Origin of the sequence: Francisella hispaniensis FSC454 (assembly GCF_001885235.1) — a bacterium.
Lineage (GTDB): Bacteria > Pseudomonadota > Gammaproteobacteria > Francisellales > Francisellaceae > Francisella > Francisella hispaniensis.
In genome coordinates this window covers 879,281-896,518 of sequence record NZ_CP018093.1, presented here as the reverse complement: position 1 = coordinate 896,518, position 17,238 = coordinate 879,281, and the positions used below count along the sequence as shown (strand labels likewise).

The following is a 17,238-nucleotide window of genomic DNA, read 5'->3' as shown; positions in this document are numbered from 1 at the left end:
TAGAATTTAGTCATAATCAAGATATTATTAAATCAACAGCAGCAGACTTAAAAATTAACAAATTGGTAAAATTTTCTACAATATTGAACAACATAATGAACTGCTAACTTCAGTAACAGCTTTTGGTGTACTTTCATTATCCGACAGACTACTAACTTTATTGACAGCTTTGGGTGCAGTTTTATGAACTGAACTATTAGATTGTTTTTTATCAATAGCTTCAATTATCTTTGAAATGTCTTGATGATCCATTACAGATTCTGCTAACTTAACTTTTTTAAACTTTATTGGGTCAGTAGACAATTGTGCATAATATTCTAATATTAGAGGCTTCAGATTCTTAAGATCTTCTTTATAATACTCATTCAAACGACGACCTGTTAATCCATAAAGTTTAGGATCAGCACCATATAATATAGCTCTAGCCATAAGCTCATACTGTGGCTTTAAGTCAGATGAATAATAAGAACTAACTGATTCAGCATGGACAAGGGGAGTGTTGTTATAAAGATATAAATGTCCATTATTATGGCTCACATAGTCCGACATGTTAAAATTGGCACCACGTTGGGCTAATAAATCAATTATTCTAAGCATCTTTATTGCATGATCAGAATCTAATTTAGCTTGCTTATCAAATATTTTCAATTGTCTAAGTGGATTTACAGCAATATGAGGTAATCCTACTAATTTTTTATATCCTAATGATGAAGCTAATACATCGCCATTAATATGACCAATTACTTGTGAAAATTTTTTAGTTTTTTTTACATCACCTGAAGCAATAGCTAATGCCAAAGCATTAGAAAAAGGAATAGTCTTGAAATCTTCTACGACCAACTGTGATTCATCTATATCCTCAATAGAACTAACCTCAGATAAATATTTAATATTAAGACGCTTAATCACTTCATATATTTTAGCTTCAGGAGAAATTGATTTATCAAATCTTTGTTCGACATAACTTAAATACTTGTCTAAGCTTACAGAGTATCCGTTTAGGAATAAACATGGTAACAGAAGAGTAAGTAATGTTATTTTTTTCATCGTTTTTATTTCCAAAGTTTTTCATTATGAATAAACATACTATAATAAAAAAAGTAAATCGTTGTAAAGCCTCGTAAAGTATTGTAAATAATTGTAAGAATAATATTACAGTTTTAAAATAAGCTAGTGTATATTAAGTTTCTAGATTAAAAGCTAAAAGTAGTAGAGTTCTATTTCGCAAGGGCTCTATTAAATATAAAGGAACGGCTGATCATCAATTTATAAGAGCTTAATCACTGTAGGATTAATCAAAAGTTTACTAAAGTGGCTAAGCTACAAACAAATACTAAAGTAGAAAAAGTAATTTCTGTTATTTTAGAATTAGAGCATTCTAAAACTATTCTTGATTCTAAAGAAAAGAATCTAGAAGTTTTTTTTAAATTTCTATAATACATCTCTAAAAATCTCATAAATGAATTGATAAATTTTAAAACCATATGAGAAACTAGAGAAGTATTTTAAGAAGAATATATTATAAGTAACTCGACAAAATCTAACAACTTACATGATACAATTAGTTGTAAATATAATTTTTAAAATTCGATAAGTATAAAAAAATTACTATCTCTATCTAACTATTCTTATATAAATGAAAAAAATCCATGATCACTAAAACACAAATATCCTTGATATCTATGTTTTATAGAATTTAGTCATAATCAAGATATTATTAAATCAACAGCAGCAGATTTAAAAATTAACAAATTGGTAAAATTTTCTACAATATTGAACACCATGAACTGCTAACTTCAGTAACAGCTTTTTGTGTACTTTCATTATCCGACTGACTACTAACTTTATTGACAGCTTTTGGCGTACTTTCATGATCTGAACTATTAAATCGTTTTTTGTCAATAGCTTTAAGTATATCTGAAATTTCTTTATTAGCCATTACAGATTCTGCTAACTTAACTTTTTTAAACTTTATTGGGTCAGTAGACAATTCTGCATAATATTCTAATATTAAAGGCTTCAGATTCTTAAGGTCTCTGTTATACTTGTAATAATTAGTCAAACGACCTGTTGTTCCAGGAAGTTCAGGATCGGCACCATATAATATAGCTCTCGTCATAAGCTGATACTGTAGATTTGAGTTAAATGAATATATAGAACTAACCAACTCAGCATGAACAAGGGGAGTATTGTTGTAAACATATCCATAATAATTCTCACAGTTCAACATGTTAAAATTGGCATCATATTGTGCTAATACATCAATTATTTTAAGCATCCTTTTTACATAATCAGAATCTAATTTAGCTTGCTTATCAAATATTTTCAGTTGTCTAAGTGGATTTACAGCAATATGAGGTAATCCTACTAATTGTCTATATCCTGATGAAACTAATTTATTGTCATTAACATCATCAATTACTTGTAAAAATTTTTGCGTTTTTTGTATATCAGCTGAAGCAATAGCTAATGCCAAAGCATTAGAAATAAGACTAATCTTACCTAGATCTTCTACGACCAACTGTGATTCATCTATATCTTCAATAGAACTAACCTTAGATAAATATTTAATATTAAGAGGCTTAATCACTTCATATCTTTTAGCTTCAGTAGAAGTTGATTTATCAAATTTTTGTTCGACATAACTTAAATAGCTGTCTAAGCTTACAGAGTATCCGTTTAGGAATAAACATGGTAACAGAAGAGTAAGTAATGTTATTTTTTTCATCGTTTTTATTTCCAAAGTTTTTCATTATGAATAAACATACTATAATAAAAAAAGTAAATCGTTGTAAAGCCTCGTAAAGTATTGTAAATAATTGTAAGAATAATATTACAGTTTTAAAATAAGCTAGTGTATATTAAGTTTCTAGATTAAAAGCTAAAAGTAGTAGAGTTCTATTTCGCAAGGGCTCTATTAAATATAAAGGAACGGCTGATCATCAACTTATAAAAGCTTAATCACTGCAGGATTAATCAAAAGTTTACTAAAGTGGCTAAGCTACAAACAAATACTAAAGTAGAAAAAGTAATTTCTGTTATTTTAGAATTAGAGCATTCTAAAACTATTCTTATATAAACAAAAATAAAAAATCCATGATCACTAAAACACAAATATCCTTGATATCTATGTTTTATAGAATTTAGTCATAATCAAGATATTATTAAATCAACAGCAGCAGACTCAAAAATTAACAAATTGGTAAAATTTTCTACAATATTGAACAACACAATGAACTGCTAACTTCAGTAACAGCTTTTGGTGTACTTTCATTATCCGACTGACTACTAACTTTATTGACAGCTTTTGGTGCAGTTTTATGAACTGAACTATTAGATTGTTTTTTATCAATAGCTTCAATTATCTTTGAAATGTCTTGATAAACCAATACAGATTCTGCTAACTTAACTTTTTTAGACTTTATTGGATTAATAGACAATTGTGCATAATATTCTAATATTAGAGGCTTCAGATTCTTAAGACCGCCTTTATAATACTCAGTCAAACAACGAGATGATTTATAAACTTTATCATAAAGTTTAGGATCAGCACCATATAATATAGCTCTAGTCATAAGCTCATACTGTGGCTTTAAGTCAGATGAATAATAAGAACTAACTGATTCAGCATAAACAAGGGGAGTATTGTTGTAAATATATGAATGTCCGTTATAGTTCACCTTGCCAGACATATTAAAATTGGCTTCACGTTGGGCTAATAAATCAATTATTTCAAGCATCCTTTTTGCATAAGCAGAATCTAATTTAGCTTGTTTATCAAATATTTTCAGTTGTTCAATTGGATTTACAGCAACATGAGGTAATCCTGCTAATTTTTTATATCCTGCTGATGAAGCTAATTTATCGTCATTAACATCATCAATTACTTGTAAAAATTTTTGACTTTTTTCCATATCAGTTGAAGCAATAGCTAATGCCAAAGCATTAGAAAAAGAAATAGTCTTGAAATCTTCTACGACCAACTGTGATTCATCTATATCCTCAATAGAACTAACCTCAGATAAATATTTAATATTAAGAGGCTTAATCACTTCATATCTTTTAGCTTCAGTAGAAGTTGATTTATCAAATTTTTGTTCGACATAACTTAAATAGCTGTCTAAGCTTACAGAGTATCCGTTTAGGAATAAACATGGTAACAGAAGAGTAAGTAATGTTATTTTTTTCATCGTTTTTATTTCCAAAGTTTTTCATTATGAATAAACATACTATAATAAAAAAAGTAAATCGTTGTAAAGCCTCGTAAAGTATTGTAAATAATTGTAAGAATAATATTACAGTTTTAAAATAAGCTAGTGTATATTAAGTTTCTAGATTAAAAGCTAAAAGTAGTAGAGTTCTATTTCGCAAGGGCTCTATTAAATATAAAGGAACGGCTGATCATCAACTTATAAAAGCTTAATCACTGCAGGATTAATCAAAAGTTTACTAAAGTGGCTAAGCTACAAACAAATACTAAAGTAGAAAAAGTAATTTCTGTTATTTTAGAATTAGAGCATTCTAAAACTATTCTTATATAAACAAAAATAAAAATCCATGATCACTAAAACACAAATATCCTTGATATCTATGTTTTATAGAATTTAGTCATAATCAAGATATTATTAAATCAACAGCAGCAGACTCAAAAATTAACAAATTGGTAAAATTTTCTACAATATTGAACAACACAATGAACTGCTAACTTCAGTAACAGCTTTTGGTGTACTTTCATTATCCGACAGACTACTAACTTTATTGACAGCTTTTGGTGCAGTTTTATGAACCGAACTATTAGATTGTTTTTTATCAATAGCTTCAATTATCTTTGAAATGTCTTGATGATCCATTACAGATTTTGCTAACTTAACTTTTTCAAACTTTTCTGGATTAATAGACAATTCTGTATAATATTTTAATATTAGAGGCTTCAGATTCTTAAGATCTTCTTTAGAATACTCATTCAAACGAAGACCTTCTAATCCATAAAGTTTAGGATCAGCACCATATAATATAGCTCTAGCCATAAGCTCATACTGTAGCTTCTTTAAGTCAGATGAATAATGAGAACTAACTGATTCAGCATAAACAAGAGGAGTATTGTTATAAATATATGAATGTCCGTTATAGTTCACCTTGCCAGACATATTAAAATTGGCACCACGTTGGGCTAATAAATCAATTATTTCAAGCATTCTTTTTACATAAGCAGAATCTAATTTAGCTTCATTATCAAATATTTTCAGTTGTTCAATTGGATTTACAGCAATATGAGGTAATCCTGCTAATTTTCTATATCCTGGTGATGAAGCTAATACATCGAAATTAATATAAAGAATTACTTGTGAAAATTTTTTAGTTTTTTTTACATCACCTGAAGCAATAGCTAATGCCAAAGCATTAGAAAAAGGAATAGTCTTGAAATCTTCTACGACCAACTGTGATTCATCTATATCCTCAATAGAACTAACCTCAGATAAATATTTAATATTAAGACGCTTAATCACTTCATATATTTTAGCTTCAGGAGAAATTGATTTATCAAATCTTTGTTCGACATAACTTAAATACTTGTCTAAGCTTACAGAGTATCCGTTTAGGAATAAACATGGTAACAGAAGAGTAAGTAATGTTATTTTTTTCATCGTTTTTATTTCCAAAGTTTTTCATTATGAATAAACATACTATAATAAAAAAAGTAAATCGTTGTAAAGCCTCGTAAAGTATTGTAAATAATTGTAAGAATAATATTACAGTTTTAAAATAAGCTAGTGTATATTAAGTTTCTAGATTAAAAGCTAAAAGTAGTAAAGTTCTATTTCGCAAGGGCTCTATTAAATATAAAGGAACGGCTGATCATCAACTTATAAAAGCTTAATCACTGCAGGATTAATCAAAAGTTTACTAAAGTGGCTAAGCTACAAACAAATACTAAAGTAGAAAAAGTAATTTCTGTTATTTTAGAATTAGAGCATTCTAAAACTATTCTTATATAAACAAAAATAAAAAATCCATGATCACTAAAACACAAATATCCTTGATATCTATGTTTTATAGAATTTAGTCATAATCAAGATATTATTAAATCAACAGCAGCAGATTTAAAAATTAACAAATTGGTAAAATTTTCTACAATATTGAACAACACAATGAACTGCTAACTTCAGTAACAGCTTTTTGTGTACTTTCATTATCCGACTGACTACTAACTTTATTGACAGCTTTTGGCGTACTTTCATGATCTGAACTATTAAATCGTTTTTTGTCAATAGCTTTACATATTTCTGAAACTTGTTTATCCATTACAGATTTTGGTAACTTAACTTTTTTAAACTTTATTGGGTCTGTAGACAATTCTGCATAATATTCTAATATTAAAGGCTTTAGGCTATTAAGTCCGTTGTAATCACAATATTTAAACAAATAATCTGATGTGCCTTTACGTCCAGGATCAGCACCATATAATATAGCTCTTGCCATAAGCTCATACTGTGGCTTTAAGTTAGATGAATTCATAGAACTAACCATTGCAGCATGAACAAGGGGAGTACTGTTGTAAGAACATAAATGTCCATAATAGATCACATAGCCCGACATGTTAAAATTAGCACCACGTTGGGCTAATAAATCAATTATTTCAAGCATCCTTTCTGCATGATCAGAATCTAATTTAGCTTGTTTATCAAATATTTTCAGTTGTTCAATTGGATTTACAGCAATATGAGGTAATCCTACTAATTTTTCAGATCCTAATGATGAAGCTAATACATCGCTATTAATATAACCAATTACTTGTAAAAATTTTTGGGTTTTTTGTATATCAGCTGAAGCAATAGCTAATGCCAAAGCATTAGAAATAGGAATAGTCTTGAAATCTTTTATGACCAACTGTAATTCATCTATATCCTCAATAGAACTAACCTCAGATAAATATTTAATATTAAGAGGCTTAATCACTTCATATCTTTTAGCTTCAGTAGAAGTTGATTTATCAAATTTTTGTTCGACATAACTTAAATACTTGTCTAAGCTTACAGAGTATCCGTTTAGGAATAAACATGGTAACAGAAGAGTAAGTAATGTTATTTTTTTCATCGTTTTTATTTCCAAAGTTTTCGTTATTGATAAACATACTATAATAAAAAAAGTAAATCGTTGTAAAGCCTCGTAAATTATTGTAAATAATTGTAAGAATAATATTACAGTTTTAAAATAAGCTAATGTGTATTAAGTTTCTAGATTAAAAGCTAAAAGTAGTAGAGTTCTATTTCGCAAGGGCTCTATTAAATATAAAGGAACGGCTGATCATCAACTTATAAAAGCTTAATCACTGCAGGATTAATCAAAAGTTTACTAAAGTGGCTAAGCTACAAACAAATACTAAAGTAGAAAAAAGTAATTTCTGTTATTTTAGAATTAGAGCATTCTAAAACTATTCTTATATAAACAAAAATAAAAATCCATGATCACTAAAACACAAATATCCTTGATATCTATGTTTTATAGAATTTAGTCATAATCAAGATATTATTAAATCAACAGCAGCAGACTCAAAAATTAACAAATTGGTAAAATTTTCTACAATATTGAACAACACAATGAACTGCTAACTTCAGTAACAGCTTTTGGTGTACTTTCATTATCCGACTGACTACTAACTTTATTGACAGCTTTTGGTGCAGTTTTATGAACTGAACTATTAGATTGTTTTTTATCAATAGCTTCAATTATCTTTGAAATGTCTTGATAAACCAATACAGATTCTGCTAACTTAACTTTTTTAGACTTTATTGGATTAATAGACAATTGTGCATAATATTCTAATATTAGAGGCTTCAGATTCTTAAGACCGCCTTTATAATACTCAATCAAATAACCTGATAAGTCATAAAGTTTAGGATCAGCACCATATAATATAGCTCTAGCCATAAGCTCATACTGTGGCTTTAAGTCAGATGAATAATAAGAACTAACTGATTCAGCATGAACAAGGGGAGTGTTGTTATAAAGATATAAACGTCCATTATACTCCGCACAGTCCGACATGTTAAAATTAGCACCACGTTGGGCTAATAAATCAATTATTCTAAGCATCTTTATTGCATGATCAGAATCTAATTTAGCTTGCTTATCAAATATTTTCAATTGTCTAAGTGGATTTACAGCAATATGAGGTAATCCTATTACTAATTCTTCACGTCCTGCTGATGAAACTAATTTACCGTCATTAACATCATCAATTACTTTTAAAAATTTTTTAGTTTTTTTTACATCACCTGAAGCAATAGCTAATGCCAAAGCATTAGAAAAAGAAATAGTCTTGAAATCTTCTACGACCAACTGTGATTCATCTATATCCTCAATAGAACTAACCTCAGATAAATATTTAATATTAAGAGGCTTAATCACTTCATATCTTTTAGCTTCAGTAGAAGTTGATTTATCAAATTTTTGTTCGACATAACTTAAATAGCTGTCTAAGCTTACAGAGTATCCGTTTAGGAATAAACATGGTAACAGAAGAGTAAGTAATGTTATTTTTTTCATCGTTTTTATTTCCAAAGTTTTTCATTATGAATAAACATACTATAATAAAAAAAGTAAATCGTTGTAAAGCATCGTAAAGTATTGTAAATAATTGTAAGAATAATATTACAGTTTTAAAATAAGCTAGTGTATATTAAGTTTCTAGATTAAAAGCTAAAAGTAGTAGAGTTCTATTTCGCAAGGGCTCTATTAAATATAAAGGAACGGCTGATCATCAACTTATAAAAGCTTAATCACTCCAAGATTAATCAAAATTTTACTAAATTCGCTAGACCGTAAAAAATGGTAAGACTGAGAGAGTTAAATGTAGCATGTTGAAGCTTTTTTTGATTCTGGAGAACATAGAAGAATCGATATTAGAAGATTTTTAAACTTCCATGATACTATAGAATCTCATAAAGGATTTGATAAGTTTTAAAAACATATGTGAAAGACTGTCGAATAAATCATAAACTTATTTATTTTGATAAAAATTTAAAATATGAAAGTATTGATTCTATTAGCTTCTATCCTTCAGAACCTCTAAGAATTAAAGCTAAATCAGGTTAAACCAATAATCTTTCTCATTACCAATTATTTTATAGCCGCTAGCACAAGCATGCTTTTACTGATAATCAAACTTGCTTAAATTATTGTTAGCTAACCGATTAAACTATTTCAAATAACTTTATCAGCCAAATATTTATAGCTTTTATCGCATAATAGCTAGGAATATATTTTATTAAGCACCTGTTTTTAGTCTTAGGTTAATGTAACTTTATTACTCTAACTAACAAAAGTAGCTGCAGCTATTTTACCATTTGTTGGAGTATAAATTACTAGAGCTTTATTTCTGCTTAACGCATTAGGAGCTCTATCAACTCTATTAATATAAGCTTTTCAATTATACCTTTATGATTTACCGCATTAAAAACTTTATAAACTACAGGAAGTTCTAGTATAACCACTAAGTGAGGTGGCAAAGTTCTCTATACTTCTAACACTATTAGGTTATCACTTGCTTGTTACAATCAACAATTATACTATAATTTTCTCCAAACCATTTTGAGTATTACTTTTTCATCCTGCTATCTGATTTATACTACAAACAAAAATAATTCACCAGTATTTTGTATTTTAACTTGGACAATATAATGTTTTATAAAACAAATGACTCCTAAATTAACCAAAACTTATAAAATACTTATGAACTTATTTTGTAAACAATCAATACCCTACCGCTAAGGCATTACCTCTACGAGGATCTGCAGCACCATAAACATATTGACCATCTGACATTACAGACTCAGCTGCTCCCATAGCAGCATAAGGAGTGATAGTGTTACCCATCTTCTTAAGTAGATTAATTGTATCTACAGATATACCCTGCTCTATACCAATCTCTTCTGGCCATAATTGACTATGTATACGAGGATTATTAACCGCTGCTTGAAGATTCATATTAAAATCAATTACATTTAGAATCACTTGTAGCGTTGTTGTAATAATACGGCTACCACCAGGAGAACCTGTAGCTAAGAAAGGATTACCATCCTTATCTAATATTATCGTTGGAGTCATTGAGCTTAGTGGTCGTTTATTTGGTGCGACTGTATTTGCCTCACCCTGAACCAAACCAAAAACATTTGCCACACCAACTTTAGCAGTGAAATCATCCATTTCGTTATTTAATAAGATTCCAGTTCCTGGTACTACAATACCACTTCCATAAGAATAGTTTAGCGTATAAGTATTTGATACCATATTGCCATCTTTATCAACGATACTAAAATGAGTAGTTTGTAGTTTTTCATGATCATCTGGATCTATACTACTAATATCTTTACTAGGAATATGCTTATCTGTAGTTATCTTTTTAGCAATCTGTTTTGCATATTTTTTAGATAAGAACTTAGCTAAATCCATCTTAACAAAATCCGGATCGCCTAAGTCAGAGTTTCTGTCATTATATGCGTAACTCATTGCATTACTCATAAGATTGATAGTTTTAGCACTATTGTTACCATAGTCAGATAATGGGAAATTCTCTAAAATATTTAGTAGCTCAATTAGGATTACTCCACCTGAACTTGGTGGTGGCATAGAGTATATAGTATAGCCTCTATAAGTTCCTTTAAGTGGTTTCATCTCCTCAATATTATAATTTTTCAAATCTTGTAATGTTATTAAACCACCATTTTTAGCCATACTATCAGCTATCTTATGAGCTATTTCTCCTTCATAGAAAGCTTTTTTGCCTTGTTTTGCAATTAGCTTTAGACTATTAGCAAGTTCAGGTTGCTTTAGGATTTCTCCCACCTCATAGGCAGATCCATCTTTTTTATAAAAGATTCTCATAGCGTCTGGAGATTTTTGTAACCACGGTTTTGCAGTTACAAGCGACTGATGAAAATCATAACTTACAGGAATACCATTTTCGGCAAGTTTGATAGCAGGAGCAATAACCTGTGATAGTTTTAATTTACCATATTTTTGTTGCGCATCGATTAAGCCAGCAACTGTGCCAGGTACACCTGAAGCACTGTAAGAACCAGAAACTTTACTATAGTCAACATTACCTTTATCATCTAGAAACATATCGCGAGATGCTTTTGCTGGGGCTTTTTCACGATAGTTTATAGCTATATTCTTATTACCATCTTGTAGATGAATAATCATAAATCCACCACCAGCAAGATTACCTGCTCTAGGTAGAGTGACCGCCAAAGCAAAACCAACAGCTACCGCAGCATCAACAGCATTACCACCTTGCTTTAGGATATCTAAGCCTACCTTACTTGCAAGAGCTTCTTGAGATGCAACCATTCCATGCTTTTGCACAACTGGTTGAGCAATTTGCATCTCTTCTTGGATAGGAATAAAATCATAACCTGTCGGGACTGGTGCAGCAATTAAAGTTAAACTTGGTAACAGTATCAACAATGACATTAAATTTACAAATAATTTTTTCACTAAAAACCTCAGTGTAATTTTTAACATAATAAATATAAGATAACAAAAAACAGTACATTAAAGAAACAAAGATAAGCCAAAAAATATTTTTAAAAATTGCATTGTTAGCTTAAATTAAACTTCAGCAACCTGGTTTACACTTGAAAGACTACTTTTAAGCACAGCCGGAGTATTTGGTGAGGCTTGAACAAAACTTTCGCCACTTGATGCTATTTCTGATTTGCTATTTTTATCACTAATACCTAAAACACTTAATATCGCTTGATTATTCTGTTGTGTTGAATCTAAAGTTGGATCTTTTTGTTTAAGGACTTTTGCCATACCATAATCATAATTTTGTATATAAGCATTACGCAAAGCAGCATATGGGTCAATAGATACTTCTTCTAAATTTGAATATGCTGGTAAATACGAAACCCCTTGGTTTGTATAATATAAACCATAAACACTATAGTTAACAACATATGCGGTAAATGTGCCCACTCCCGGAGCTAAAAATAAATATGAAAGTGGATTAAATAGCGCATCAACACTATCAGTAACTCCCTCTATAGTTCCAGGACCAAAGACTGGCCAAACTATATAAGGGGATGCATAGCCTTTTTTATATACTCCCCACTTGTGTAATGTCACAGCAAAATCTTGGTGATACCTCATTGGTAGATTAAACCAACTATTTGCAACATCAAAGAAACCTGCTACTCCAAGTGTAGTGTTAGCTAAAAAACGCATGCTATCATCACCTGCATAACCCCACTCACCTTGAAATAAATCATTTGCGACTCTACTAGGCTCAAATAAGTTCTGAAAAATATTAAATATACCTGTCTGAACTGCATCAGGAACAATAAAATTATAAGTTTTTGCAGCTGGAGTTAAAAAACTGTATAACTTATTATTCCAATAAAAGACTTTTCTATTATATTTCTCATAAGGATCACGATCATTTACTGGAGTTTCCCATTTAATCCCACAACTAGACAATACCATGCTAAAAGTTACTAACAACAAGATTGTTTTTACTCTTAACTTCATATCTATACAATTTAGCTTAGAAAATTTTACTATTATAGCCAATTACTTTGGTGTATAAATAAGCTTAGCAATAATTTTATAAAAACTTTATACCCCTTTTAAAGCCACGAATCCAAAAACGCTCTATTGCTAGAGCAGCTAATAATTTATCACAACATGGTGGTTTTTGATTAGTTATTTGTGCAGTTATAATCTTGGCTGCTAATAATGATGAACATAAACCTTTTGATCCAAATCCTGAAGCTACATATAGACCTTGTTGATATTCAATCTTTGGCATTTTTGCTTTTGGATAGCCTCTGGATAGAGGTTTATAAAAATCTTTTTCAAACTTAGCATAATCAACTAGTTTACCAACCAATGGTAAATGATCTGATGTCACACATCGTGTAGCTACTCTTGAATCAACTATATTTATACCTGCTATACTATTATCTAGCATTTGTTTTATTTGAGCTATATTAAAGTTATCATCCTCTTCTCTGATAGCTGCATTAGTATCATCATTATCACGAAAGGTTGCACCGATAACTTGTAAATTTTGCTTATAGTTTGGAATTATATAGCCTTTATCCATAATAGTTTTTGTGATATCAAAACTTTTTTCTATAACTGTTAATTGGCCTTGTGATGGATATACCGGGATTTTTTGGAGTTGAGTTATTTGCTTAAATAGCTGGTATCCACCTGCAAAAATTACAATATCAAAATTTTCTTTAAAATTATTAAACTCTAATTGCCAAGTATTATTTACTGTTCTTTCGATATCTAATAGTTCATTATCTAACTTTAATTCAACATCAGATAATTTAAGCCATAATTGACAAATACTTTTAGGTACTAATGCTAAAGCATGCGGATAATAAATAGCATTTTTTGAAGTAGTTATATTTATAAGTTGAGAGACTTCTATAGCTGATAGTAATTTAGCAACATTTGAATCTATATCTCTATTTAAAAAAATTTTTTGATATCTATGTTGCTCTTTTGGATCACTTAGAAGTTGAATTACTCCTTGATTACAAATTTGTATGTCATTTTTATACTGGTTTATAAAATCGACTAATAAGCTATAACCAAGAGTATGAAATTGATCAGAGAAGTTATTATCAGAAGTTAAATACGGCGCTAATATACCGGCAAAATTACCTGAAGCTTCATCAGCTACTTCAGAATTCTTATCAAATATAGTTATATCAAAGCTACCTGATTTACTTAACTCATACGCCAATGAACATCCCGCAAGACCAGCACCGATAATAGCTATTCTTTTAATCATAAAAAATTCTCTAATGTATGATGATCTCTGCGTTGAAAACTCTTTTATGCTCCAAAAAGTCTAATACCTTCTTTTTTACGCTTTTGTTCTGCTCTTAGCATACGAGCTTGTTTTGGGTCAATAGTTAGATTTCTATAGATTTCTACCCTATCTCTATCTTTTAGTTGATAATCTAAATCTACTAACTGGCCATATACACCCACTTTCAAATTCTCGATATCCCCTAACTCTGGGTATTTATGTGATATTTTAGATAATTTGAGAGCTTGTCTAACAGTGATAGCTTCATCAACTTCAACAAAAAAAGACTGTTGCTCATTAGCTAAAGCATAGATAACTTCTATTTTCACTACTTATAAACCTCTTCTGCACGCTTACAAAAAGCTCCTAACATCTTATCTGCTAAACCGCGAAAAACTGGTCCAAGTGCCATTTCAACAAATTTATTTTCGAAAGTAAATTCCATATCTAGTGAAACTTTACATGAGTTTTCATCTATTGGCTCAAACTTCCAATCACCAGTTAAGCTTTTAAATGGACCATTCATTAAGTTGAGATGAATATGCTCATTTTTGACCATTGTATTATGCGTACCAAAATCAAGCTTCACAAATCCAGACTTTATTTTCAATGATGCTTTTGTCTCTGTTTCAGTCTGCTCAAAGATTTCGATATCATAGCACATTGGCAGAAATTTAGGGTAGCTTCTAATGTCATTTACAAGCTCGTACATCTGTGCAGCACTATAATTTACAACTGCAGATTTATTAACCTTATTCATTTATTTAATCTTTTGCGTTTTGCTGATAATATATAGCATTACATTGTATATCTTTTACAAAAAATAATAAAGTTATGAGTAAACATAAGGTTTCTCCAGCGACTATTGCTAAAAACAAAAAAGCCTTGCATGATTATACTATTTTAGAGAAATTTGAAGCTGGAATAGTTCTACAAGGCTGGGAAGTAAAAAGTATTCGCGCTGGTAAAGTACAAATGGTTGATAGTCATGTGCATATTAAACATGGTGAAGCATGGCTTTTTAATTGTCTAATCACACCTTTACTATCTGCCTCAACCCATGTGGTTGCAGATGCTGCAGCAACACGTAAGCTACTTCTCAATCGTCGTGAGATTGATAAGATTATGGGGAGAATTGAGCAAAAAGGTTTTACATGTGTACCTCTTGCTATGTATTGGAAAGGTCCACGAGTAAAAATAGAGATAGCATTAGCTCAAGGTAAAAAAGTTCATGATAAGCGCCAAGCTCAAAAAGATAAAGATTGGGCACGTGAAAAAGATAGGTTATTTAAAAAGGCTTATAAATAAATGACAAAGACTGAGAAAAAACTGCGCCATTACATCACCAAGGCTATTGCAGACTATAAGCTTCTTGATAAAGGTGATAAAGTTATGTTATGCCTATCTGGCGGTAAAGACTCATTTGGGCTGCTAAAAGTTTTACATGGTTTAATTGAGGATAAAACTTACGATATTGACCTTCATGTATATACACTAGATCAGTCTCAACCAGGTTGGGATGATAGTCAACTTAGAAAATATCTTGATGATCTCGGTGCATCTTATGAAATTGAGACAAAAAACACTTATGGTGTAGTCATAGACAAAGTTCCAGAGGGTAAAACTTATTGTTCATTATGCTCTAGGTTGCGTCGTGGTAACATTTATAGATATGCAAAAGAGCATAAAATGGATAAAATAATTCTTGGACATCATCGCGATGATTTAATTCAATCATTATTAATGTCAATCCTCTACCAAGGCCAGATAAAATCTATGCCGCCTAAGTTTATTACTCAAGATGGTGAAAATACTGTAATCCGCCCAATGGTGTTAGTACAAGAACGTGATCTGATAGAATTTGCTAAAGAAGAGAATTTCCCGATAATCCCATGTAATCTATGTGGTTCGCAAGAAAATCTCAAAAGAAAGAAAGTTAAAAAACTTATCCAAGATTTAGCGCTTGAAAATCCAAAAGTACCTAGTAATATTTTGAATTCACTATCAAATGTATTGCCTAGTCATTTGATGGATAAAAATTTGTTTGATATAGACACTACTACTAAATAGCTACTCTTCCAACTCAATCCCTCTAGTTTCAGGCATTTTTGTAACAATAACTACAATTACCACAGAAGCTATAATGGCGTATAATGCTGGTGCCATCTGACCAAAATATACAATTAAGATACTAGAAACTAATGGTACTGTCCCGCCTAATAGTGCATTACTAACATTATAACCAGTTGCAACACCACTAAATCTAAGATGCGTTGGAAAAAGCTCATTAATAGCCACTACAAATGTTGCTGTTGCTGCTGATATGAGTAGCATCAATAATGACATTACTATGCAAGAAAATAATGGTGAGTTCATACTATTTATCACGAATAAACTTGGATAAATTAATATTCCAACCCCTGTACAAGATGTTAGTAAGACTTTCTTACGCCCAATCTTATCTGAAACAGCTCCCCATAATGGTGCTGTTGCAAAATAGCATATTGATGCAACCATAGTTACTAGCATTGCTACATTTGTCGAGTAATGCAACAAGCCTTCTAATAAAGATGGAATAAATGCCGAAACCATATAATAAACAATACCTAAATAACCAGCTAGGGCAAACACCACAAATATTTGATAAGGATACTCTCTAATGGCTGAAACTACTGGAGTATCTTCAAGAAGGTTATCATGTTTTGCTCTTAGATACTCTGGTGACTCATCTTGCCTAAACTGTAATATAAGCACTAATATAGCCATTACCGTACCGATCACAAAACACAGTCGCCAACCATAAGAATACATCTGCTCTTGTGACAAAAAGCTTGAGAATATAAAGACTACCACAGTACCTAAGAATACTCCAAATCCTGAAAAAAATGTCCCAAATGCTGTAATTAAACCACGCTTATTATCTGGGGCTTGCTCACTTAATATTGCTAGTACACCATTATACTCGCCACCAATTGAGAAACCTTGTATCATTCGCGCAAAAATAATTAAAAGTACAGAAACTATACCAATTTGTTGGTAGTTTGGAGTAAAAGCGATAATCGCAGTTGAAATAGCCATTAGAGCAACCGTTATGATCAATACTTTTTTACGTCCTACTTTATCACCTAGATTACCAAAAAATACTCCACCTATAGGACGCATAAGATAACCCGCGGCAAACATTCCAAATGTTTTAATTGTCGCCACAGTTGAGTTACTATCAGGGAAAAAAGCTGCAGAAATAAAAACAGTTACATATGCAAATAGCGCAAAATCAAAATACTCTACACTAGTTGCTAAACCAGCAAAGATTACGTTTTTAGGAGATATATCCTTTTGCATTTTTTCATAAATTTTAGTTTAATTTTTGATATATTATAGAATTAAATTTTGATTTGCAAAAA

15 protein-coding genes are annotated in these 17,238 nt (G+C 30.4%); 3 read left to right on the top strand and 12 right to left on the bottom strand.

All coding sequences use genetic code 11. From position 1 onward, the window contains the following. Positions 1-75 precede the first annotated feature (75 nt). Complete coding sequence (locus FSC454_RS04385) at positions 76-1,047, bottom strand: hypothetical protein (protein WP_071794791.1); 972 nt, start codon at positions 1,045-1,047, stop codon at positions 76-78. 264 nt (positions 1,048-1,311) lie between these two features. On the opposite strand from FSC454_RS04385, the gene FSC454_RS10100 reads away from it, so the two are divergent. Further along, a complete protein-coding gene (locus FSC454_RS10100) occupies positions 1,312-1,437 on the top strand; it encodes a hypothetical protein (RefSeq protein ID WP_269446667.1) in 126 nt (41 codons plus the stop codon). 328 nt (positions 1,438-1,765) lie between these two features. Here FSC454_RS10100 and FSC454_RS04380 read toward each other — a convergent pair whose 3' ends face one another. From FSC454_RS04380 to FSC454_RS04335, 10 genes are all read right to left on the bottom strand, one after another. After that, positions 1,766-2,728, bottom strand: a complete 963-nt coding sequence (locus FSC454_RS04380) for a hypothetical protein (protein WP_071794790.1) — start codon at positions 2,726-2,728, stop codon at positions 1,766-1,768. 484 nt (positions 2,729-3,212) lie between these two features. Continuing rightward, positions 3,213-4,190: a hypothetical protein gene (locus FSC454_RS04375; protein ID WP_071794789.1), complete on the bottom strand. Its 978-nt coding sequence runs from the start codon at positions 4,188-4,190 to the stop codon at positions 3,213-3,215. A 483-nt stretch (positions 4,191-4,673) separates the two neighbouring features. Continuing rightward, positions 4,674-5,645: a hypothetical protein gene (locus FSC454_RS04370; RefSeq protein ID WP_071794788.1), complete on the bottom strand. Its 972-nt coding sequence runs from the start codon at positions 5,643-5,645 to the stop codon at positions 4,674-4,676. A 484-nt stretch (positions 5,646-6,129) separates the two neighbouring features. Next, a complete protein-coding gene (locus FSC454_RS04365; protein ID WP_071794787.1) occupies positions 6,130-7,095 on the bottom strand; it encodes a hypothetical protein in 966 nt (321 codons plus the stop codon). A 483-nt stretch (positions 7,096-7,578) separates the two neighbouring features. Then, positions 7,579-8,547 carry a hypothetical protein gene (locus FSC454_RS04360; RefSeq protein ID WP_071794786.1) on the bottom strand — a complete coding sequence of 323 codons (969 nt, stop codon included), beginning with the start codon at positions 8,545-8,547 and terminating at the stop codon, positions 7,579-7,581. 1,206 nt (positions 8,548-9,753) lie between these two features. After that, the gene (ggt, locus tag FSC454_RS04355) at positions 9,754-11,499 is read right to left on the bottom strand and encodes a gamma-glutamyltransferase (RefSeq protein ID WP_066047281.1); all 1,746 of its coding nucleotides are present in this window, start codon (positions 11,497-11,499) and stop codon (positions 9,754-9,756) included. Positions 11,500-11,613: 114 nt separating this feature from the next. Continuing rightward, positions 11,614-12,534 carry an MlaA family lipoprotein gene (locus FSC454_RS04350; RefSeq protein WP_066047278.1) on the bottom strand — a complete coding sequence of 307 codons (921 nt, stop codon included), beginning with the start codon at positions 12,532-12,534 and terminating at the stop codon, positions 11,614-11,616. A 76-nt stretch (positions 12,535-12,610) separates the two neighbouring features. Continuing rightward, on the bottom strand, positions 12,611-13,813 hold the full coding sequence (mnmC1, locus tag FSC454_RS04345; protein WP_066047276.1) for an FAD-dependent 5-carboxymethylaminomethyl-2-thiouridine(34) oxidoreductase MnmC1: 1,203 nt from the start codon (positions 13,811-13,813) through the stop codon (positions 12,611-12,613). Between the two features lie 44 nt (positions 13,814-13,857). Then, positions 13,858-14,163: an RnfH family protein gene (locus tag FSC454_RS04340; RefSeq protein WP_014548496.1), complete on the bottom strand. Its 306-nt coding sequence runs from the start codon at positions 14,161-14,163 to the stop codon at positions 13,858-13,860. Beyond that, the gene (locus tag FSC454_RS04335; protein ID WP_014548497.1) at positions 14,163-14,594 is read right to left on the bottom strand and encodes a type II toxin-antitoxin system RatA family toxin; all 432 of its coding nucleotides are present in this window, start codon (positions 14,592-14,594) and stop codon (positions 14,163-14,165) included. The genes FSC454_RS04340 and FSC454_RS04335 overlap by 1 nt, the downstream gene beginning before the upstream one ends. 74 nt (positions 14,595-14,668) lie before the next feature. Between FSC454_RS04335 and smpB the strand changes: the two genes are divergently transcribed. Then, a complete protein-coding gene (smpB, locus tag FSC454_RS04330) occupies positions 14,669-15,142 on the top strand; it encodes an SsrA-binding protein SmpB (protein ID WP_066047273.1) in 474 nt (157 codons plus the stop codon). Then, entirely contained in the window at positions 15,143-15,904 is a 762-nt protein-coding gene (gene ttcA, locus FSC454_RS04325; protein WP_066047270.1) for a tRNA 2-thiocytidine(32) synthetase TtcA, read from the top strand. Here ttcA and FSC454_RS04320 read toward each other — a convergent pair whose 3' ends face one another. Further along, the gene (locus FSC454_RS04320) at positions 15,905-17,176 is read right to left on the bottom strand and encodes an MFS transporter (RefSeq protein WP_066047267.1); all 1,272 of its coding nucleotides are present in this window, start codon (positions 17,174-17,176) and stop codon (positions 15,905-15,907) included. Positions 17,177-17,238: the final 62 nt, after the last annotated feature.